Raw genomic sequence first — 20,213 nt, forward strand, 5'->3', positions numbered from 1 at the left:
TATCTGAAACTGATACCGCCCTTGTTGCCCGTTTTATTCTTCTGAAAGCTCACGCTTCCGCTCTGCGGCATTCGCTTTAAGATCGATAATCTGCCCGATCTGGTCATGATAAACCGTCAGCTGGTTGTACTGACTCATCTCAGAGACAAGCTGCGTCGGCAGGTTAAAGCTTCTGGCCAGCTCGTTAAGCTGCAGCGGGCCATGGTCGTCGTGATATCTGTCGCTGTACCGGCGCAGACTGTACTGATACCAGAGGATCAGCAGCCAGCCGTTTATCCCGGCAATCAGCAAATACAGCAGCACAGAGCTGAGAGACTGCACGACAATCTCCCCGCGCTGGTCAGGCAGCAGCATGAGCTGCAGCATCAGGTTTCTCCAGACAAAGAACAGAAAGCCGGCCCAGGCAATCGCGGTTAAGAGGCCGTCAAAAACGCGGGGGCCGAGTTTGTCTTCGGTCAGTATCAGCGTGTTGGTCTGCATTATATTCTTCCTTTTCCACGGTCAGGGCTTACCCAGCGCGCGCGGGCGCGTCGGCGTTTGAGCATTACTTTGGGAAATGAAACCAGAGTGGTTAACAGGCCAATCATCCAGTACATCATCGGGAACCAGATGATCCAGAACAGAGAGCCGGCAATCCGCTTTTCATAACGCCGCTCAATGAACAGGCTGACCAGGAACTGCATCAGGCACATCACGCCGAGCAGCAGCCCGGTAAACTCCGGCGGGAATAACGTCTCCACCACCAGGTTTGCCGGCAGCGTGGCCAGGTGGCTGGCAATAAACAGTATGATGGTGATGGCATAGGCAAACGCCCACACCGTCGAAAGCACATACTCCATGAACAGCGGCCACATCCGGCGGTGCTCCCAGCGGAACAGGCGGCGCAGGTTGACCAGAAACACTTCTGCCCCACCCTGAGCCCAGCGCAGCCGCTGTTTCCAAAGCCCTCTTAGCGTTTCCGGCATCAGGATCCAGCACAGCGCACGCGGCTCGAAATAGAGTGTCCAGTGATGCAGCTGCAGCTTCCAGCTGATATCGATATCCTCGGTGATCATGTCCGGGCTCCAGTACCCGACGTCCGCCAGCGCCTGACGGCGAAAAGCGGCAATCACGCCGGAGACGGTGAACACGCGGCCATAAATACGCTGGGTGCGCTTAATCAGCCCGATAATGGAAGAGAACTCCCCGACCTGAATACGGCCAATCAGGTTAGAGCGGGTACGGATGCGTGGGTTGCCGGTGACAGCCCCGACATTCGGGTGACGAACCAGCGGGCCCGCCAGATAGGCGGCGGTATCCCGCTCAAGCAGAGCATCCCCGTCGATACACACCAGCAAATCACCGCGCGCTGCGGCGGCCCCGGCTTTTAGCGCCACGGCTTTGCCCTGGTTTGCCGCAAGATGAATCACCCTCAGCTTCGGGTATTCCAGCGCAAGCTGGTTCAGAATTTCGGCGGTGTTATCGCGGGAACCGTCGTTGATGGCGATAACCTCGATATTGGCATAACGCTGATCCAGCGCGGCCTCGATTGTTTCGCGGGCATTTTTGCCTTCGTTAAAACAAGGGATAAGGATAGAGATCAGCGGATTACCTTCCAGCTCCGGCGGGGGCGTATCTTCACCCCATGGCCAGTGACGCTCCAGCTTAAACCAGAAGTAGAGCCCGCCGGTCATCCACAGCACCGACATAAACAGCGGCCAGAAGAAGACAAAATCCAGCAGGATTTCGCCGGTAAACGTAGCCGCCATCCCGAGCGGCAAGCCAAGTACCAGACACAGGATCAGCAGAGACAGAAGACGATCAGTCATTGTTTGGATACCAGTAAGAGGACATTTCGGGCCTGATGCGTGACATCTCAGGCTGGTTATTGATGAAGTCATCCGGGTAATAGCCGTAATGCTTCACGCCGTTCAGCTGCAGCAGCTGCATCCACTCCACCAGCTGCTTATCGGCGATGCCGTTCTGTGTTTTGTGGTTCCAGTCCCGCGCCTGAAGCTCAAAGAGGGTTTTATTTAACCCCGAGGGTTTCGCCGCCACGGTCTTAATCAGCCGCACCAGCCAGTCGTTGCTCTCTTCCGGCGGAACCGACTCCATCAGCGGCATGGCCATCGGCACCGTCCAGTCGTAAGCGGCGAGGAAATCATCCAGGTTCTGGGCAAACCACGCCTCGCTTTCCGGCTCGAGGATCGGCAGCGCGAAGATATTGCGCGCGGTTTTTATCTGTGGGCCACGGATGTTCCGCACCGCGCTGGTCAGTGTGCTGGTGAAATCAATCAGCGTCCGGCTCTTAAACCGCGTCCAGCTTTGGAGGGTGGCCGGATTGCGATGGAAGTCGTCGATGTTTCCCTGAAACCCCGCCTGGCGGTAGGCAGACATGGCGTCCGGCCCGGCGTCTTCAAAGTCGGTCAGCAGCGCATCGTCATGGAACAAAATGCCGTCAAAAACCGCATACCGGGAGAGATCTTCATAGATATCGACTATCTGATGGCGAACCTGACTGTTCCACGGCGAAAGGCGCAGGTAGGGACTGTTGGCGCGGCGTGAACGTCCGCTGGCCGAATCCCAGCTTTCGACTCTTGGAAGCGAGGCATTCAGGTCAAACGAGAGTACCGGCAGCCAGGCAAACACTTTTACGTCCGCGCGGGTACGCAGCTGCCAGGCCACAAAGTTAAACAGGTCGGCCCGCATCGGCAGCCAGCGGTTAGGAAAATAGAGCGACTTGATATTGCCGTCACCGAGCGGATCTGAGAAAGCCTGCAAAAAAACATGGCTGACTTTCATGTCGTACACGCGCTGTACCAGCGTATCGATATTCTTCGTCTGCTGGGCCGGATTAGGGTCGTAGACATAATCGAGATCGACGTGCATCACCCGCACCGGATCGGGCTCCGAAACGCGGCTAACCATTGCGGCAAACGACTTGAGCGTTGGGTTACCGGCAATCAGGACGCGGGGAATATTGTCCAGATCCCTGACGTCGGCGAGGCCATCATTCAGGGTGAACGCCAGCTGAAAGCCCTGCTGCTTCACAATGTTGAGCGACGTTCCGCTGGCGGCGCCGTAGGGCCAGACCCAGGCTCGAGGAGCCTTGCCGCTGACCTGCCTGATCTTGCTGCCGATCTGGCGCACGTCATCAGAGATACGGCGGGTAAAATGCTCATCACTTTCGTACTGCCCGGTCGCTTTATCGAAGGCGCGGTTAGCAACGGCAGGTTCACGGCTGCCCTGCGGGTTGGCCACTACGCCGTAGTGAGAGGCCCAGGTATGCGCGCCAATCTCAACCAGCGGTGATTCGCTGAGCTCCCGAACCATTTCCCAGGTCGCAAACTTATCTCGCGGCGTCATCAGCCCGCCAAAGTCCACTTTTTTACCGGGCGGCGTATCGACCCAGCTGCCTACCGGCGCCCAAAGCGCAGGCACATTATAGGCCTTCAGCAGCGGCCAGACGCGGGTGTAAAAGCTGCTGTACCCATCATCAAAGGTAAGCAAGAACGCCTTCGGCGGCAGCGGTCTGCCCCCTTTGTGCGCATCCAGAATCTCCTGCACGCTTACCGCGCGATAGCCATTATGTAACAGCCAGCTGATCTGCTCGCTCAGCGCGCTGGTACGCACCGCCAGATAGCGCTGGTCGGGATCGTTGTCTTCCACATCATGGTAAGCCAGCACCAAAAAATGGTTCTGAGGCCAGGGCTTGTTGGCCTCAAGCTGCGGCCGCTCTTTTGGCGGCAGAAAATGTATTTCCTGAGCGCACAGGCCGGAAAGGGTCAATAACCAGCCGATAGCGATCAGGCCGAGACGAAAACTGTTGGTCAGCATGCTTGTCCTTAAAATCGTAAATTCGCATCAAAAGCAACGGCGAGATGGGTTTCCCGTTTGCCGTCATAAGGCCGCTTTTCCCAGTTCAGCATGGCCCCGGTGTCGAGAACGTTGTTCCACTGGATACGCTGGCCGTACCCCAGCGTAGTGATTGCCCCCGACCCCTGATTTTTTTGCCGGTAAATCCCCGCCCCGGCGCTCACCTGCTGGCTCCAGACAGTGTCATAGTGCTGATACATCACGTGGTTGGCGGCGAGCGCCGGCGCGACGGAGAGGTCCCATTTCGGGCTGTAATAAACCGTGTCTGTTTTACTGTTGGTGCTCCAGGCCACGCCGGGCTGCAGGTCGAGCGTTATCCGCGGACTCTGCCAGATCCGCTCTTTGCCCTGCAGGGTATATTCCTGTCGATGGTTATGGTCGGTGAACCAGCTGGTCGTGGTAGTCAGCTGGTACTCGCGACGTTCGTTTTGGTACCAGCGGACCCACAGGTTGGCCTGATTTGCGCTTATCCCGTTGCGCAAAGCACGCAAAGGCGTATCACGGCTCAGGCGTTCAACCTCACCGCCAACTCGCCAGCTGTCGTTGAAGCTGTGCCAGCCAGAGACGCGAGCGCCCGGCTTATTGCCGCCGTTGAAATTGTTGTTTGCCAGCTCAATCTCGGCCCAGCTGTTGCGCGGGCGCCACTCAATGCCGCCAAACAGGCTACGGCTGGAGCCTTTGCCTTCTTCGAACCGTCCGCTGTTAAAGCGATGCCCCCCGAACAGCCGCCAGCTGTCGGCGACTGGCGGGCCATAAATAGCCATATCCCAGCTGACATCGTGCGCTCCGCTGACGGGCGTGTCCGAGTGGATGCCCTGCTGACCGTTAATGCGCAGCTCTGACATTCGGTGAACGTCACGGGCGCGGCTTAGCTGTCGGGAGCCGGGATCCAGCGGCGACCGAAGCATCACATCGTCGGTCAACAGATCCATCTGCCGCCACTCATGAAGATCCTGCGCGACGCCGGCCTGCTGCCTTTCAAGCTCAAGGTTCGACGGCTCCAGAGCCTCCGCTTTCTTCAGCTCTCGCTCGGCGGCCTGGGGCTGCCCACGCGCCTGCAGCACCCGCGCATAATCAATACGCAATCCCTGGTTGCCGGGCGCAGAAGTAGCCAGACGATGAGACAACGTCTGTGCCTGTGGAAGATCGTTGGTGGCCAGAAGGTATTGCAGGGAGAGCGTTTTTGCCTCCAGCCAGCGATCGTTCGGCTGTGGCGCCGGGAATCCCTGGATATAGCGCTGATAAGGTGTTTCCCGCTGAAGGTTTTGCAGATAGCGGCTCGCGCCCTCGTACTGCCCACTATCCAGCAGGGCATAAAACATCGCCTGCTCATTTTCATTGGTCTGCCCGCTGAATAGCGGCTGCGAAAGCGCCTGCGCCCGGGTGACCTGTTTTTCGGCAAGATATGAGGCGATAACCCAGCGCAGAGCCCACGGCGGCACGCTGACCTTTTCTGCGGCCAGGGCTTCATATTCGTGAATGACCCGCGCGTAATATTGATGAGCGTAAAGGGCGCCAAGCCGGTCAATCCTTCCCTGGGTAATGTCCTGCTGAGCCTGGGGATTGTTACGCCATTTAGCGAACAGGGCGTCATAGCGGTCCAGCGCCTGCTGGGCAACGATAAAACGCGTTTTTTGTGCTTCCGGCGGGAATTCAGCAAGGCGAACCATCTCGGCCGCCGCGTTCAACTCCAGCTTTCTGCGTTCCGCCTCCTTGAGCTCAACGTCGTTGGCCAGCATCAGCGCTGGCGTGCTTATCCTGTTCAGCGTCAGGCTGGCTATCAGATTTTCCAGCGCGGATTTATCCCCCGGCGCCAGCGCGAGGGCTCTTGTGTCACTCAGCAACTGATCCCAGCTTTTTCCCTGCCTCAAGTAGACATAGGAAAGCGTCTGCAGATGCGCCAGGCTGGGGTTTTCCTCAACCAGCTGCAGCGCCTCATCCCTCGCCTGCCAGCTCTTTTGGCCGTCGGCGAGGGTTTTAATTCGGCCCATCAGGTAGTCATCGTTCCCGGGCGAGAGCCGAAGCGCCTCTTCCCAGAGAGTGAGCGACTCCGTCCAGCGTCGCAGGTTACGAAAGGACTGGGCGGCGGCGGCAATGCCGCGATCCGGGACCGAAACCCGGCCCTGATAACGCTGCCAGACGCTGATCGCCTCGTTATCGTGCCCCGCCCATGAGGCAACCTGCAGCCAGTCCGCCACCTGCTCCCGGTTAAGCGCCCTTATCTGCTCCTCACGCTTTAGCGAGTCAAGCAGCGGTTGGTAGTCCCCGCTTCGCGCCTGTAATACCTGCCTGTCATATAACGAGGTCGCCCCGATCCCTTGCGTCGGAAAGAGGCCGGGTATCGCTAAAAATAGCGATAGCTTCACGCCGCGATAAAAGAATAAATTTTTGATACTCAGCCGTTGTCCCATAAATATCTATTATTCCATTATGAATGAGCATGGTTTTCCGCCGCATATGAAAACCATAATGCGTGTGCAGCGGAAGAATTTTGACACAGTAAAATGCCCTCTGGCATTTAAGGGGTTTTATTGCAAAGGGTTTTCTTCACCTATCTCTCTTTTTTATTTTAAGCTTTAGGATAAAACTCAAAATACCATCGTCAGCAATTGATTTAACGACAGGAATGATAAGTCACTGAGAATAAGTTTGTGAATACTCTTAATCCGCCGCCCGGCAGCATTTAAGAATACTCTGTACAGGCATTCCGATAATTCACAGGCCATCAAAGAAAAGAAAATAACATGTTGATTTTAAATGAATTAAAATGAAAAATTACGTTGTAAATCGATATTTATATCGCACAAAAAAGTATATCGCAGCGAAAATCCATATGTTATTCAGGATGTTTCCTGGCTAAGAATCCTAATTTCCATCGCGTCGACTTTTTTCTTATACCTTTTTATTTATAATTCTCCCCACTGTTAATAAAGAGAGAGCACCCCTGGTATTCAATATCTCACCCAACAATAAACACAAACTCTGCCTAACTTACCTAAAGGTTAGTTAGTTCATTTTTAATGGAATATTCAAAATACGCTGTGTAAACGCATGCCGCTGGTTTTCAACGGAGATGCATTTGGGATTTAAGTGATATTAAAGGGATACGCTGCGGTGAAAGCGACAATTTTGGTTACTCAGGATCATTATCTTTATCAGGGAATAAGAAATTATTTCCCCGACATCATTCTGTTGCGCACCGTCGAAAGAAGGAGTTTTAGCTTTGGCTACGAGGAATACGCCGTTCTGGTTGATAGCCGCCTGCCTTTGGCGCAGTGGGAAAACATCATTACCAGCGCGGAGAAGGCCGGAGCGTCCGTCGTCTGCATCATGCTGGATATGCGCCATAGCGAACTCTCTCCGCTCAGACTCAGGTGGAGCCTTGACATGTCGATGTCCAGTGAGGATGTGGAAGCCCTGTTCATGCTGCTGCAAAAGGTGAAGATCGATCCTCAGGCCAGAGAATGGTTTTATGATATGCGCCTCAGCTTAGAGGAACGCACGATGATGGCCCTGCTGAGGAAAGGGCTGCCCATGGAGGTCGTGGCAGAGAAAGTTAATACGTCGCTGAAAAGCCTGTACCGCAGACGAAACGAGATGTACGAGAGATTAGGGCTAACTAATTTTAATGAGGCCTGTCGGCTGATATTTACCGACGAAGAGCAAAACTACCCCTGACTCAGGCGGCGATTACACCTTCCCCCAGGGGAAGGTTAAAGCCCTGACCACATTGAAATATAACTCATTGTATCTATTATATTTTAATGGGTTTTAATCCGCTATTCAGGGCCAGCCAGCCTGAAAACTCTACGGGCTGAGCTCGCCCTGGCTTCCTGCCGCCCTTCAATGAGATCTAACTCACAGTTTTCAGTGACTTAAAGCAGGTGTAAAACCGCTTAGCCCATCCACTAACCGCTCATCTTCGTATATGACCGCTCGGCCACTCTTTTCCCCCTAATGGAGAAAAAATCGCCACGCTATAGCTGGCATAGCTTTATGCCCTTCTTTTACACCAACCAGGCTCAGTAAACGGCGAACAGGCATAGCGTCGGGTACTGACAAACGGATGACTTATGAATAAAAATAAATTTCTCAAACATATACCCTGGGTGATTCTGGGGATCATCGGGGCCTGCTGTCTGGCCGTCGTTGCCCTGCGGCGGGGGGAGCACATCAGCGCCCTGTGGATAGTGGTCGCGTCGGTGTCGGTTTACCTGGTCGCCTACCGCTATTACAGCCTCTATATCGCCCAAAAGGTGATGAAGCTCGACCCTACGCGAGCAACGCCGGCGGTTATTAATAACGACGGCCTGAACTATGTTCCTACCAACCGTAACGTCCTGTTTGGGCACCACTTTGCGGCGATAGCTGGCGCGGGACCTCTGGTCGGCCCGGTTCTGGCGGCACAGATGGGCTATCTGCCCGGCGTCCTCTGGCTCTTAGCGGGCGTCGTGCTGGCCGGCGCGGTGCAGGACTTTATGGTGCTGTTTATCTCCTCTCGCCGTAACGGCGCTTCGCTGGGCGAGATGATCAAAGAAGAGATGGGGCCGGTGCCGGGGACTATTGCCCTGTTCGGCTGCTTCCTGATCATGATTATTATCCTGGCCGTGCTGGCACTTATCGTGGTGAAAGCGCTGGCGGAAAGCCCGTGGGGCGTGTTTACCGTCTGTTCGACGGTGCCGATTGCCCTGTTTATGGGTATCTACATGCGATTTATTCGCCCTGGCCGGGTGGGTGAAGTCTCGGTTATCGGTATTGTTCTGCTGGTCGCCTCGATTTACTTCGGCGGCGTGATTGCCCATGACCCTTACTGGGGCCCGGCGCTGACCTTTAAAGATACCACCATCACCTTTACCCTAATTGGCTACGCTTTTGTCTCTGCCCTGCTGCCGGTATGGCTGATCCTCGCCCCCCGCGACTATCTGGCCACCTTCCTGAAAATCGGGGTTATCGTCGGTCTGGCGATCGGTATCGTTATCCTCAACCCTGAGCTGAAAATGCCGGCGATTACCCAATACGTGGACGGCACCGGTCCGCTGTGGAAAGGCGCTCTGTTCCCGTTCTTGTTTATCACCATTGCCTGCGGTGCGGTATCCGGCTTCCACGCGCTTATTGCGTCCGGCACTACGCCAAAACTGCTCGCCTGCGAAACCGATGCTCGCTTTATCGGGTACGGCGCAATGCTGATGGAGTCCTTTGTTGCGGTTATGGCGCTGGTTGCGGCGTCCATCATCGAACCTGGCCTGTACTTCGCGATGAACACGCCACCGGCGGGCCTCGGCATTACCATGCCAAACCTGCATGAGCTGGGAGGCGAAAACGCGCCGATGATTCTGGCGCAGCTGAAAGATGTCACCGCTCATGCGGCAGCGACGGTCAGCTCCTGGGGCTTTGTTATTTCTCCAGAGCAGATCCTGCAAACGGCGAAAGACATCGGCGAGCCTTCCGTTCTGAACCGCGCAGGCGGGGCGCCTACGCTTGCGGTAGGTATCGCGCACGTGTTCCACAAAATCGTACCGGTGGCGGATATGGGCTTCTGGTATCACTTCGGCATTCTGTTTGAGGCTCTGTTTATCCTCACCGCGCTGGATGCCGGCACGCGCTCCGGCCGCTTTATGCTGCAGGATCTACTGGGCAACTTTATTCCGTTCCTGAAAAAGACCGACTCGCTGGTGGCGGGCATCATCGGTACCGCAGGCTGCGTCGGGCTGTGGGGCTACCTGCTGTATCAGGGCGTGGTCGATCCGCTGGGCGGCGTCAAAAGCCTGTGGCCGCTGTTCGGCATCTCCAACCAGATGCTCGCGGCAGTAGCGTTAGTGCTGGCAACCGTGGTACTGGTGAAGATGAAACGCACCCAATACATCTGGGTTACCGTGGTTCCGGCCGTCTGGCTGCTTATCTGCACTACCTGGGCGCTGGGCCTGAAGCTCTTCAGCAGCAACCCGCAGATGGAAGGCTTCTTCTTTATGGCCAACCAGTATAAGGCGCGCATCAGCGCGGGCGGCGCGGATCTGACGGCACAGGAGATCGCCAATATGAACCATATTGTCGTCAACAACTACACCAACGCAGGCCTGAGCATTCTGTTCCTGGTGGTGGTTTACAGCATCATTTTCTACGGCATTAAGGCCTGGAAAGAGGCGCGTAAATCCGACCAGCCGACGGACAAAGAAACGCCTTACCAGCCGGTGCCGAAAGAAGGCATTAAGATTTCATCCGGCCACTGATCGCTTCATCTGACTGCCCCGCATTAGCGGGGCTTTAATCACTTAAGGAGCGAAGGATGTTTGATAACTTAGGTGCGGCAAAGAAGTACCTCGGCCAGGCGGCGCGGATGCTCGTTGGCATCCCGGATTACGATACTTACGTGCTGCATATGCAGACAAATCATCCGGATCAGCCGCCCATGACCTATAAAGAGTTCTTTCGTGAACGCCAGCAGGCACGCTACGGCGGAGACGGTAAAGGCGGCATGCGCTGCTGTTAACAGGAAAGAGGCTATGACACCGATTGCAGTCACTGTATTAACCGGTTTTCTCGGCGCAGGGAAAACTACCCTTTTACGCCATATCCTGCATGAACAGCAGGAGGAGAAGATTGCCGTTATTGAAAACGAGTTTGGCGAAGCGCCCATCGACAGCCAGCTGATTGGCGACCGCGCCACCCGTATCACAACGCTTAGCAACGGTTGCATCTGCTGCACGCGATCGAGCGAGCTGGAAGATGCCCTGTTGGATCTGCTCGACAGCCGGGATAAAGGCGAAATTCAGTTCGACAGGCTGATCGTCGAGTGTACGGGAATGGCCGATCCTGGCCCTATCCTTCAGGCATTTTTCGCCCATGAAATCATCTGTGAACGTTACCTGCTGGATGGCGTAATTACGCTGGTGGATGCGGTGCATGCGAACTCGCAGCTGGACCAGTTCCCGCTTGCGCAGTCGCAAATTGGCTACGCCGACCGTATTCTGCTGACCAAAACCGATGTGGCCGGAGGATCCGCCGGGTTAATTGAACGCCTGCAGCGCATCAACGCCCGCGCTCCGGTTTATCCTGTCGTGCACGGCGAGATTGACCTTGCTCTGCTGTTTAATACCCGCGGCTTTATGCTGGAAGAGAATGTTGTGGCGGCCAAACCTCGCTTCCACCGTATTGCGCCGCAGCAGAACCAGGTCTCGTCGATTGTGGTCACGCTGGACTATCCCGTCGCGCTGGACGCCGTTTCTTCGGTGATGGAAAACCTGCTTTCAGGCTTCGCGGATAATCTGCTCCGCTACAAAGGGATGCTGTGGATTGAGGGCCAGCCCTGCCGCCTGCTGTTCCAGGGCGTACAGCGCCTGTACAGCGCCGACTGGGACCGTGAGTGGCAGCAGAACGAAACGCCGGAAAGCACGCTGGTGTTTATCGGTGTTTCGCTCCCGGAAGCGGAGATCCGCAACGCCTTTGCCGGATTAAAACAGACCGCATAACCTGCCGGTTTTACAGCCCTACCGCCTCCTTAAGAGACTTCAGGTAGCGACGGCTCACAGGTACGGTGCGTCCATCCCGCAGCAGCAGCTCCGCCTGACTATTATCCTCCAGGCGGATCTCCTGCAGATAATTCATATTCACCAGATATTGGCGATGACAACGCAACAGCGGCGTGCGGCTTTCCAGCGTACGCAGCGTTAACTCGGTGAACCCTTCTTTGCCGTCCCGGCTGGTGACATACACTCCGCTCATTCGACTGCTGACGTAGGCCACCTCTTCCATCTGCAGCAGCCAGATTCGGCTGTGGCCGCTGCACGGGATGAATTTCAGCAGCTGCTGGCTTTCCGGCAGGCGGGAAATGTCCTGCGCTTCGTTTTCCTGGTGCAGGCGCGACAGCGTTTTTTGCAGCCGCTGGGCCTCTATCGGCTTGAGCAAATAGTCAAAAGCGCACTCTTCGAAGGCCTGCACCGCGTACTCATCAAAAGCGGTGAGAAACACAATACGAGGGCGGTGGCGCTCGTCGAGCATACCCACCATCTCCAGCCCGCTGATGCGCGGCATCTGAATATCAAGAAACAGCACGTCCGGGCGCAGTTTATTCACGGCGCCAATCGCTTCAATCGCATTGGAGCACTCCCCCACAATCTCAACTTCTGCGTCATTATGGAGCAGGATGCGCAGGTTCTCTCGCGCCAGCGGTTCGTCATCAACAATCAGCACTCTTAACATACAAACTCCTCGGCGGGCAGACGCACAGTGATGCAGGTAAAACGATCGGGATCGCAGCTCACGGCCAGACCATAGTCGTCGCCAAATTTCGCACGCAGCCGCTTGTCCACCAGATTCATTCCCAGCCCGTTACTGTTAATTTCTGGCCGATACAGGCCGGCATTGTCCTCAACGTCAACAAAGACGTTTTGCCCCTCTCCCCGTGCGCGAATGGTAATAATCCCTTTGCCCAGCAGCTGCGAGGTGCCATGTTTAATGGCGTTTTCCACAATCGGCTGCAGGGTAAAAGCCGGCAAATGTTGCTGCGCCAGCGCTTCCGGCACCTGCAGCTCTACCGTCAGCTGGCTTTGAAAACGAGCAAGCTCAATTTGCAGATAGGCGTTCACGTGCTCAATTTCGTCGGACAGCGTGACGATTTCTGACGGACGCTTCAGGTTTTTGCGGAAAAAAGTAGAGAGGTATTGCACCAGCTGCCCGGCTTTATCGCCGTCGTTGCGGATAACCGCTTTCAGCGTGTTAAGCGCGTTGAATAAGAAATGCGGATTAACCTGAGCGTGCAGCAGCTTGATTTCCGACTGGGCCAGCAGCGCTTTTTGCTGTTCGTATTTGCCCGCCAGAATCTGCGCCGATAAGAGCTGGGCGATCCCTTCCCCCAGCGTGCGGTTAATGGAGCTGAACAGGCGGTTTCGCGCTTCGTAGAGTTTTATCGTGCCAATAACCCGCTGATTCTCGCCCCGCAGCGGGATCACCAGCGTCGACCCCAGCTTGCAGTTAGGATGCAGAGAGCAGCGATAAGGCAGCTCGTTACCGTCGGCGTAAACCACTTCGTTATTTTCGATGGCCTGCCACGTGTAGCCGGAAGAAATTGGCTTGCCAGCAAGGTGGTGGTCGGCACCGGTGCCGATAAACGCCAGCAGCTTTTCACGATCGGTGATAGCCACGGCGCTGATATCCAGCTCCTGGTGCAGCACCCTGGCTACCTTCATGCTGTTTTGCTCATTAAAACCTTGCCGGAGAATGCCCTCGGTCGAGGCGGCCACTTTTAGCGCAGTGGCGGAGAACGCAGAGGTATATTTTTCAAACATCGCGCGTTTATCCAGCAGGATGCGCATAAACATCGCGGCCCCAAGGGTGTTGGTGACCATCATCGGGGCGGCAATGCTTTCTACCAAGTGAAGCGCGTCTTCAAACGGCCTGGCGATCAGCAAGATGATTAGCATCTGCACCAGCTCGGCCACAAAGGTGACCGCGCCGGCGACCAGCGGATTAAACAGCTTGTCTGTACGGCCACGCTTAATTAAGAAGCTGTGAATCAGCCCGCCAATCAGCCCTTCGGCGATAGTCGAGATCATACAGCTAAGCGCCGTCATACCGCCGAGAGAGTAACGATGAAGCCCGCCGGTGAGCCCGACTAAGCCCCCCACCACCGGCCCACCCAGCAGGCCCCCCATCACCGCGCCAATGGCTCGCGTGTTGGCAATGGAGCCTTCAATATGCAGGCCAAAGTAGGTGCCCATAATGCAGAAAACCGAGAAGGTGATGTAGCACAGCAGCTTGTGGGGTAAGCGTACGGTCACCTGCATTAGCGGAATAAACAGCCTGGTTTTACTCATCAGCCAGGCAATGACCAGGAACACGCACATCTGCTGCAAAAGCAGCAGGACTAAATTGAACTCGTACATCTTCTGAAACTCTCCGTTCTCGACGCGGCTAACATAGCGCGAACGGAAAATGATTTCCGGGGCATAGCTCAGATTTGTTAAATCCGGCACACAAATCCCGCCGCCGTAACGAATATATTTGTTCAGAAATGGATATATGAAACTAAAGAAAACGCGCTGCGCAATTATCACTCAGCTTCAAATATCTCCGGCAATGAAACATTTCCGATTAATGGGTATTTTTGCCATTTTCAATATAAGAAATCCCGGATTTTATCTAAGCGAAAATGCCGCTTTCGTCGCGGAAGACTCTGGCGGTTTTATATTCCCGGCGGCTATAAGTAATGATTTTTACATTCTTCTGACAAACATCGTAAGCAGGTAGTATCGCCCTGATAAAGACGATTAAGCGCCCAGAACACGGCATGTTTGCCACCATTTATGGTTAATCATGCTGTCCCATTGGGGAAGATTTAAGCAGTTAAGGAATATAAGAATGATCGTTCTCTCGGGCGTATCTAAGGTATTTGCCACTAAACATGGCGCAATTACCGCCGTCGATAATATTAATCTTAAGGTAGAAAAAGGCCAGATTTACGGCATTATCGGCTATAGCGGCGCGGGTAAAAGTACGTTAATTCGCTTATTAAACGGGCTGGAAACCCCGTCTACCGGCTCTATTATCGTGGCCGGACAGGACATTGCTAAGGCCAACGGAGAGCAGCTGCGCCAGGCGCGTTTAAAGGTCAGCATGGTGTTCCAGCACTTCAATTTGCTGTGGTCACGTACGGTGGCCGAGAATATTGCGTTTCCCCTGCAAATTGCCGGGGCAAACAAACGCCAGATTAAGCAGCGTGTCGACGAATTGATTAAGCTGGTGGGGCTTGAAGGCCGCGAAAATGCCTGGCCTTCACAGCTGAGCGGCGGTCAGAAGCAGCGCGTTGGCATCGCCAGGGCGCTGGCCAATAACCCGGATGTTCTACTGTGCGACGAGGCCACGTCAGCGCTGGACCCACAAACCACCGACGCGATCCTCGATCTGCTGCTCGACATTAACCGCCAGCTCAACTTAACCATTGTGCTCATTACCCATGAGATGCACGTGGTACGCAAAATTTGCCAGCGCGTGGCGGTGATGGAGAACGGCAGGGTCGTTGAAGAGGGGCCGGTGCTGGATATTTTCACCCATCCGGAACAGCCGATCACGCAGACTTTTGTTCGCCAGGTAGCAAACCACGGCACGACCAGCGAACCGTTCAATCCACATTGGGTCCAGGGGTTAAACGGCAGCATTCTGAAGCTGATCTTCCCCGGTGGAGAAGCTCAGCAGCCGGTGATTGCCGATGTGATCCAGCATTTTCACCTCGCGCTGAATATTCTGCACGGCAATATCACCCAGACGGTAGACGGCTCGTTTGGCGAGCTTTATGTCCACATCGATGACGCAAGCCAGCTTGAAAATATTACGCATTACCTGAATCAAAAGCGGGTAGAAACTGAGGTTATCCGACATGCTTGATCAATACTTCCCGCATTTAAATCTCGACAAGCTGTGGACCGCAACGGGTGAAACGCTCTATATGACAGCCTGGTCAGGGCTCGCTACGCTGGTTTTCGGGATTGCCCTCGGCGTGCTGCTGTTTCTGACCTCTCGAGGCCAGCTGCTGCAGAACCGCCTTGTTTATTCGGTGGTCACGGTGCTGGTAAACGTCTTCCGTTCGATCCCTTTTATCATCCTTATCGTCCTGCTGATCCCGTTTACCAAAACGCTGGTTGGCACCATTCTGGGCACCAACGCCGCGCTTCCGGCGCTGATTGTTGGCGCGGCGCCTTTCTATGCCCGGCTGGTGGAAATTGCCCTGCGTGAGGTCGATAAAGGCGTCATTGAAGCCACCCGGTCGATGGGCGCGAAAACCCATACGCTGATTTTCCGCGTGCTTCTTCCTGAATCCTCCCCTGCCCTGGTATCGGGCATTACGGTGACGCTGATCGCTCTGGTGAGCTATAGCGCAATGGCCGGGGTTATCGGCGCGGGCGGCCTGGGCAACCTTGCCTATCTGGAAGGTTTTCAGCGTAACCACAACGACGTCACGCTGGTGGCTACGGCCATGATATTAGCGATCGTTTTTATTATTCAGTTCATCGGCGACCGCGTTACGCACCTGCTCGATAAACGCTGACGGGTTCTTAAGCTTTCGGGCGGCAGAGACGGACTCCGCCGCCCGGGATTCCACGGCAATGTACTTTTAATCACTAATGACCACTGGACGAAATAATGAAAAAACAGTTTATGATGTTAGCTCTGGCTTCTTTAACCGCCTTAAGCCTCCACGCCAACGCCGCTGAAAAGCTGGTTGTCGGCGCCTCCAACGTGCCGCATGCCGAAATTCTTGAGCAGGCAAAGCCTATTCTGGCGAAAGAAGGTATCGATCTTGAGATCAAAACCTTCCAGGACTATATCCTGCCAAATACCACCCTTGCCGAGCGTGAAATTGATGCTAACTACTTCCAGCACCAGCCCTATCTGGATTCGGTTCTGCAGGATCATAAGGGCGATAAAAATTACGATTTCGTCAGCGCCGGCGCCATCCACGTTGAGCCGATCGGTATCTATTCTAAGAAGTTTAAAAGCCTGAAAGATCTGCCGCAGAACGGCAAAGTCATCATGCGTGACTCGGTTGCCGAAGAGGGCCGCATTCTGGCTATTTTCCAGCGCGAAGGGGTGATCACCCTGAAACCAGGCATCAAACCGGTTAATGCACGCATCAGCGACATCGCCTCCAACCCGAAAAACCTTCAGTTCAAGGCTGATATTGAAGCCGCTCTGCTGCCGCAGATGTACGCCAACAATGAGGGCGACGCGGTGGTGATCAACGCTAACTATGCGCTTGATGCCGGCCTGAACCCAATCAAAGATCCGATTGCCGTTGAAAGCACCGAAGGTAACCCATATGCCAACATCATCACCGTGCACCGTGCCGATGTGAAAAAGCATGACATCGTTGAGCTGGTGAAGGTCCTGCACTCTAAGGAGATTCAGGACTGGATCAACGAGAAATACCACGGCGCAGTTGTGCCGGTTAACCAGTAATCCCTCCATCAAGAAGAAGGAGCGCTATGCGCTCCTTTATTTTCTTCATTCTCACGTCAGGTCTTACAGCGGCTGATATTCGAGTCGATATTGTCGAGCAGAATAAAACACGGGTGCAGAAGGCTAAAACAGGCGCGCCTCGCTCCTGAACTAGCCGACCACTTTTTCCAGGTCCAGCAGCTCTTCCAGCGTCAGCATATTGCTTTGGGCCACCGCCAGAGCGTCATCCAGCCCTTTATTATAGAGAACCGGCGCCAGCCTTTTGACTAACTCATCCAGCAAGAACTCGGCCTCAAACTGCCCGACCTGCAGATCGTGTTTCTCATCCAGCCAGTCGGTGATGAAGTCGCTCAGTTTGCGGTAATCTTCGGCGGGCAGCTCTAATTTTTTCATTATGCCTCCACATCCGGCACGATCAGCGACTCGCCGATGGCGTAGAACTGACCGCCGGCGATGTAGTGCAGACTGCGGTATTCCGGCGGAGAGGTTTCAAAAGACCAGCGGCCGTTGCGGAATACGCGGCTGTCCGCCCAGGCGCCGATAATCTCGCCGATAAACAGGTCGTGGGCCTGATGGTTATGGGGCTCAGGGATCAGCCTGCAGACCATCCACGCCGTGCAGCCCGCCACCAGCGGTACGCTGTGGCCAGGAACGCGAAACAGTTCAGCCCCCGCCTGCTCCAGCTTGTCGGGCATCTCTTTCAGGCTATGGGTGCCAAGAAAATGGGTCATTTTTAGCTGAGCGGCACACGGCACCTGGATAACAAAGGTACCGCTTTCTTCGATAAGCGTGCGGGTGGCGGTGATTTTATCCAGCACCACCATCAGCTTTGACGGGGTAAAATCCAGCGCGCAGGACCAGGCGGCGGTCATTACGTCGTCCACGCCATTATGGTGGGCAGAGACCAGCACCGTTGGGCCGTGGTTGATCAGGCGGTAAGACTTTTCTAACGGAACTTCAATAATATGCGGGTCCATACTTTGCATCCAGCTTTCACCAAGTTACCGTCAGTTTGCCTGAACAATCAGCGCATTACTTTTCCTTTTTGTGTCTTAGCCGATGAGGCAGGCAAATCAGCACCAGGCCTACAAAAATAGCCGCCACGCCGATAAGTTTTTCCGGGCTAAACGCTTCATTAAGCCACGGCACGTTGATGGCGGCAAACCACACCAGCACATAGCTCAGGCTTAAAAGCGGATAAGCTTTGCTGAGCGGGATCCGCTTAAGCGCCATGTACCAACATCCCATGGAAAACGCGTAGGCCGCCAGCCCGCAAACCAGCGCCAGCAGACCGTAGCCGCCAAACAGCACCGCCATGACAAATTCAAGGCTCGGCGTAGCCGGTGGAAACTGAATCATCGCCCATTTCATGCTGAGCTGCGCCGCACTCACCAGCAGCACGCTCATCAACGCCCAGAGATATCCCATCAGGCGTGCCCTCCCAGCGCGATAATGCCAAGAATGATCAGAATCACCCCCAGCCAGTGGTGGACGGAAATTTTCTCTTTCCAGATCCAGCGCGCGGCCAGGGTAATAAAGATAAAGTTCAGGCTTAGCATCGGGTAAGCAACGCTCACTTCGACGTGCTGAAGCACCAGCAGCCAGACCAGCATGCCCAGCCCCAGCAGCACGATGGCAAGCCCAAGCCACAGCACCAGGTGACGGCGCCCCGTCCCCTGTGCCGCCTGCTTCTGGCACAGCTGCCCGCCGCAGCTAAGCAGACTGGCCAGAATAATCAGCGCAATATTCATGGCTGAGCGTCGTACTCAAACAGAACAAAGCGTCCGCTGTTGGCCCGGTGGTCCGGCGGCGGCAGGTTCAGATCGTTGAGATCGCTGTTATTCGAGACCAACAGCATCAGCGAGACTTTCCCCAGCTTACGGTGTTCCGCCAGCCAGGTACCGAACTGTTCAGCACCGATATAGCGGTTCATCACATCCGGATAGTCCAGGCCGTAACGGAGCTCACCCGCCTGGTTATAGAGGTTGATATCGCTGCGCTTCATCTCCCACGCAATCCCGGCAGCAATGCCGACGTTGTTGGTGAAGATATAGCGACTGTCTTCAAGCTGCGGGCGCATTTGATGAATAAACGCCTGCGGCTGCTTGGAGTTCTCCACTTTCGACGGAATAACCGCGCCAACCAGTAACGCCAGGCCCAGCGGGCAAAGCGCAGCCCAGAACCAGCGTTTGGATGTCTGGGTCAAGGTCAGGGCGCCAAACAATCCCCACACCGCGAACGCCAGGCAGGCAAGCACCACTTTAAGCGTTTCATTGGCCGCATACACCGGGTGCCTTGCCAGTCCCCAGGGGGCGAGGAAGAAGGCGACGGTAATAACACAGGCCGAACCGAAAGCCAGGTTGATCCAGCCGTTAGCGCGTAAAACCGCTGACCCGCTTTTCGCCAACTCTACCGCATGGCGCGCCATCAGGATAGCCAGCGGCGCAAAGCACGGCAGAATGTAGGTAGGCAGTTTGCCCTTCGCGATGCTGAAGAACAGGAACGGCATGATAACCCAGCCCAGCAGGTAAAATGCGCCCCCCTGCTCACCGCGCCCTTTCCAGCCGCTTTTCAGCGCGCCAGGCAGCAGCGCCAGCCACGGCAGGCTGCCGGCAATCAGGAACGGAATGTAATACCAGAACGGCGCTTTATGCTGTGCGTCTTTCTCCGCGAAGCGCTGAATATGCTCAACCCAGAAGAAATAGTGCCAGAAGTCAGGCTCGGCTTTGGCGATAGCCACCGCCCACGGCAGCGTAATCAGCACGGCGCTCAGCACCGCGATTGGCCCGAACAGCAGCACTTCTTTCCAGCGTTTTTGCGCAATCACCCAAGGCAGCACGCCGATGACCGGAACCGCCAGCGCCAGGAAGCCTTTGGTCATCACCCCCATGCCGCAGGCCAGCCCCAGCAGGACATAGCCACCGATCTTGCCGCCCGTCGTTTTGGCCGTGCTTGCAAGCCAGAAGCTGCACATCGCCGCCGTCATCCACAGGGTGATCATCGGGTCGAGCACCGAATAGGTCCCGATGCCGTAGACCAGCAGGCAGGTGAGGAAGATAACTCCGGCCAGCACCGCAACCGCTTTATCGCGCCACAGGCGGAATGCCAGCCAGTAGGTCAGCAACGCGCTCAGGGTCACCGAGAAGACGGAGCCAAAACGCACGGCGAAGTTGTTATGCCCGAAGATCAACTGGCTGATGTTGTTGATCCAGTACCCTGCGACCGGCTTTTCGAAATAGCGCAAATCGAGGAAGTGAGGAACAACCCAGTTGCCTGACAGCAGCATTTCGCGGCTGATTTCCGCATAACGCGTTTCATCCGGCTGCCACAGGTGACGGAACTCCAGCGGTACCAGGTAAAGCAAGGCAAAACAGACCAGAAGGGCCATTCCATATTTTGCTGTTTTCATC

Annotated in this window: 18 protein-coding genes; 7 read left to right on the plus strand and 11 right to left on the minus strand. The window is 55.3% G+C overall.

The genetic code is table 11. The features are described 5' to 3' along the window. Positions 1-33: 33 nt before the first annotated feature. The 4 genes from pgaD to pgaA are packed head-to-tail and all read right to left on the minus strand — an operon-like array spanning position 34 to position 6,266. Positions 34-480 (minus strand): poly-beta-1,6-N-acetyl-D-glucosamine biosynthesis protein PgaD, encoded by a 447-nt coding sequence (gene pgaD, locus EL098_RS12000; RefSeq protein ID WP_126356422.1) that lies wholly within the window; start codon positions 478-480, stop codon positions 34-36. Continuing rightward, on the minus strand, positions 480-1,808 hold the full coding sequence (gene pgaC, locus EL098_RS12005; protein WP_126356423.1) for a poly-beta-1,6-N-acetyl-D-glucosamine synthase: 1,329 nt from the start codon (positions 1,806-1,808) through the stop codon (positions 480-482). The genes pgaD and pgaC overlap by 1 nt, the downstream gene beginning before the upstream one ends. Beyond that, the gene (pgaB, locus tag EL098_RS12010; RefSeq protein WP_126356424.1) at positions 1,801-3,816 is read right to left on the minus strand and encodes a poly-beta-1,6-N-acetyl-D-glucosamine N-deacetylase PgaB; all 2,016 of its coding nucleotides are present in this window, start codon (positions 3,814-3,816) and stop codon (positions 1,801-1,803) included. Before pgaB ends, pgaC begins: the two co-directional genes overlap by 8 nt. 8 nt (positions 3,817-3,824) lie before the next feature. After that, positions 3,825-6,266: a poly-beta-1,6 N-acetyl-D-glucosamine export porin PgaA gene (pgaA, locus tag EL098_RS12015; RefSeq protein WP_126356425.1), complete on the minus strand. Its 2,442-nt coding sequence runs from the start codon at positions 6,264-6,266 to the stop codon at positions 3,825-3,827. A gap of 703 nt (positions 6,267-6,969) precedes the next feature. Here pgaA and EL098_RS12020 point away from each other — a divergent pair. From EL098_RS12020 to yjiA, 4 genes are all read left to right on the plus strand, one after another. Next, entirely contained in the window at positions 6,970-7,533 is a 564-nt protein-coding gene (locus EL098_RS12020) for a LuxR family transcriptional regulator (RefSeq protein WP_232012207.1), read from the plus strand. 395 nt (positions 7,534-7,928) lie between these two features. Further along, on the plus strand, positions 7,929-10,082 hold the full coding sequence (locus EL098_RS12025) for a carbon starvation CstA family protein (protein ID WP_126356427.1): 2,154 nt from the start codon (positions 7,929-7,931) through the stop codon (positions 10,080-10,082). Positions 10,083-10,138: 56 nt separating this feature from the next. Next, the gene (locus tag EL098_RS12030; protein WP_008460696.1) at positions 10,139-10,342 is read left to right on the plus strand and encodes a YbdD/YjiX family protein; all 204 of its coding nucleotides are present in this window, start codon (positions 10,139-10,141) and stop codon (positions 10,340-10,342) included. Positions 10,343-10,355: 13 nt separating this feature from the next. Then, a complete protein-coding gene (yjiA, locus tag EL098_RS12035; RefSeq protein ID WP_126356428.1) occupies positions 10,356-11,321 on the plus strand; it encodes a GTPase in 966 nt (321 codons plus the stop codon). A gap of 10 nt (positions 11,322-11,331) precedes the next feature. On the opposite strand, the gene btsR is transcribed toward yjiA, so the two are convergent. Both btsR and EL098_RS12045 read right to left on the minus strand, forming a co-directional pair. After that, positions 11,332-12,051 carry a two-component system response regulator BtsR gene (gene btsR / locus EL098_RS12040; RefSeq protein ID WP_126356429.1) on the minus strand — a complete coding sequence of 240 codons (720 nt, stop codon included), beginning with the start codon at positions 12,049-12,051 and terminating at the stop codon, positions 11,332-11,334. Next, positions 12,045-13,733 (minus strand): sensor histidine kinase, encoded by a 1,689-nt coding sequence (locus EL098_RS12045; protein WP_126358432.1) that lies wholly within the window; start codon positions 13,731-13,733, stop codon positions 12,045-12,047. The genes btsR and EL098_RS12045 overlap by 7 nt, the downstream gene beginning before the upstream one ends. A 475-nt stretch (positions 13,734-14,208) precedes the next feature. Here EL098_RS12045 and EL098_RS12050 point away from each other — a divergent pair, with 475 nt between their 5' ends. The 3 genes from EL098_RS12050 to EL098_RS12060 all read left to right on the plus strand — a co-directional run bounded on the left by EL098_RS12050 (position 14,209) and on the right by EL098_RS12060 (position 16,803). Beyond that, the gene (locus EL098_RS12050; RefSeq protein ID WP_126356430.1) at positions 14,209-15,231 is read left to right on the plus strand and encodes a methionine ABC transporter ATP-binding protein; all 1,023 of its coding nucleotides are present in this window, start codon (positions 14,209-14,211) and stop codon (positions 15,229-15,231) included. Continuing rightward, positions 15,224-15,892: a methionine ABC transporter permease gene (locus EL098_RS12055; protein ID WP_126356431.1), complete on the plus strand. Its 669-nt coding sequence runs from the start codon at positions 15,224-15,226 to the stop codon at positions 15,890-15,892. The genes EL098_RS12050 and EL098_RS12055 overlap by 8 nt, the downstream gene beginning before the upstream one ends. Positions 15,893-15,987: 95 nt before the next feature. After that, positions 15,988-16,803 carry a MetQ/NlpA family ABC transporter substrate-binding protein gene (locus EL098_RS12060; protein WP_126356432.1) on the plus strand — a complete coding sequence of 272 codons (816 nt, stop codon included), beginning with the start codon at positions 15,988-15,990 and terminating at the stop codon, positions 16,801-16,803. Positions 16,804-16,953: 150 nt separating this feature from the next. Here EL098_RS12060 and EL098_RS12065 read toward each other — a convergent pair whose 3' ends face one another. The 5 genes from EL098_RS12065 to arnT are packed head-to-tail and all read right to left on the minus strand — an operon-like array spanning position 16,954 to position 20,212. Next, positions 16,954-17,196, minus strand: a complete 243-nt coding sequence (locus EL098_RS12065) for a DUF2164 domain-containing protein (RefSeq protein ID WP_126356433.1) — start codon at positions 17,194-17,196, stop codon at positions 16,954-16,956. Next, the gene (locus EL098_RS12070; protein ID WP_126356434.1) at positions 17,196-17,780 is read right to left on the minus strand and encodes a flavin reductase family protein; all 585 of its coding nucleotides are present in this window, start codon (positions 17,778-17,780) and stop codon (positions 17,196-17,198) included. Before EL098_RS12070 ends, EL098_RS12065 begins: the two co-directional genes overlap by 1 nt. Positions 17,781-17,835: 55 nt before the next feature. Then, positions 17,836-18,231: a 4-amino-4-deoxy-L-arabinose-phosphoundecaprenol flippase subunit ArnF gene (gene arnF / locus EL098_RS12075; RefSeq protein ID WP_126356435.1), complete on the minus strand. Its 396-nt coding sequence runs from the start codon at positions 18,229-18,231 to the stop codon at positions 17,836-17,838. Continuing rightward, positions 18,231-18,554: a 4-amino-4-deoxy-L-arabinose-phosphoundecaprenol flippase subunit ArnE gene (gene arnE, locus EL098_RS12080; protein ID WP_126356436.1), complete on the minus strand. Its 324-nt coding sequence runs from the start codon at positions 18,552-18,554 to the stop codon at positions 18,231-18,233. Before arnE ends, arnF begins: the two co-directional genes overlap by 1 nt. Next, a complete protein-coding gene (gene arnT / locus EL098_RS12085; protein WP_126356437.1) occupies positions 18,551-20,212 on the minus strand; it encodes a lipid IV(A) 4-amino-4-deoxy-L-arabinosyltransferase in 1,662 nt (553 codons plus the stop codon). Before arnT ends, arnE begins: the two co-directional genes overlap by 4 nt. Between the last annotated feature and the right edge of the window lies 1 nt (position 20,213).

Origin of the sequence: Cedecea lapagei (assembly GCF_900635955.1) — a bacterium.
Classification (GTDB): Bacteria; Pseudomonadota; Gammaproteobacteria; order Enterobacterales; family Enterobacteriaceae; genus Cedecea; species Cedecea lapagei.

Excerpts from the sequence above, each read along its gene's own strand:
- EL098_RS12055 (WP_126356431.1), top strand. The coding sequence starts at position 15,224 with ATGCTTGATCAATACTTCCCGCATTTAAATCTCGACAAGCTGTGGACC.
- arnE (WP_126356436.1), bottom strand. The coding sequence starts at position 18,554 with ATGAATATTGCGCTGATTATTCTGGCCAGTCTGCTTAGCTGCGGCGGG.
- EL098_RS12050 (WP_126356430.1), top strand. The coding sequence starts at position 14,209 with ATGATCGTTCTCTCGGGCGTATCTAAGGTATTTGCCACTAAACATGGC.
- EL098_RS12060 (WP_126356432.1), top strand. The coding sequence starts at position 15,988 with ATGAAAAAACAGTTTATGATGTTAGCTCTGGCTTCTTTAACCGCCTTA.
- arnT (WP_126356437.1), bottom strand. The coding sequence starts at position 20,212 with ATGAAAACAGCAAAATATGGAATGGCCCTTCTGGTCTGTTTTGCCTTG.
- EL098_RS12030 (WP_008460696.1), top strand. The coding sequence starts at position 10,139 with ATGTTTGATAACTTAGGTGCGGCAAAGAAGTACCTCGGCCAGGCGGCG.
- yjiA (WP_126356428.1), top strand. The coding sequence starts at position 10,356 with ATGACACCGATTGCAGTCACTGTATTAACCGGTTTTCTCGGCGCAGGG.
- EL098_RS12070 (WP_126356434.1), bottom strand. The coding sequence starts at position 17,780 with ATGGACCCGCATATTATTGAAGTTCCGTTAGAAAAGTCTTACCGCCTG.
- pgaD (WP_126356422.1), bottom strand. The coding sequence starts at position 480 with ATGCAGACCAACACGCTGATACTGACCGAAGACAAACTCGGCCCCCGC.
- btsR (WP_126356429.1), bottom strand. The coding sequence starts at position 12,051 with ATGTTAAGAGTGCTGATTGTTGATGACGAACCGCTGGCGCGAGAGAAC.
- pgaA (WP_126356425.1), bottom strand. The coding sequence starts at position 6,266 with ATGGGACAACGGCTGAGTATCAAAAATTTATTCTTTTATCGCGGCGTG.
- EL098_RS12065 (WP_126356433.1), bottom strand. The coding sequence starts at position 17,196 with ATGAAAAAATTAGAGCTGCCCGCCGAAGATTACCGCAAACTGAGCGAC.
- arnF (WP_126356435.1), bottom strand. The coding sequence starts at position 18,231 with ATGGGATATCTCTGGGCGTTGATGAGCGTGCTGCTGGTGAGTGCGGCG.
- EL098_RS12025 (WP_126356427.1), top strand. The coding sequence starts at position 7,929 with ATGAATAAAAATAAATTTCTCAAACATATACCCTGGGTGATTCTGGGG.
- pgaB (WP_126356424.1), bottom strand. The coding sequence starts at position 3,816 with ATGCTGACCAACAGTTTTCGTCTCGGCCTGATCGCTATCGGCTGGTTA.
- pgaC (WP_126356423.1), bottom strand. The coding sequence starts at position 1,808 with ATGACTGATCGTCTTCTGTCTCTGCTGATCCTGTGTCTGGTACTTGGC.
- EL098_RS12045 (WP_126358432.1), bottom strand. The coding sequence starts at position 13,733 with ATGTACGAGTTCAATTTAGTCCTGCTGCTTTTGCAGCAGATGTGCGTG.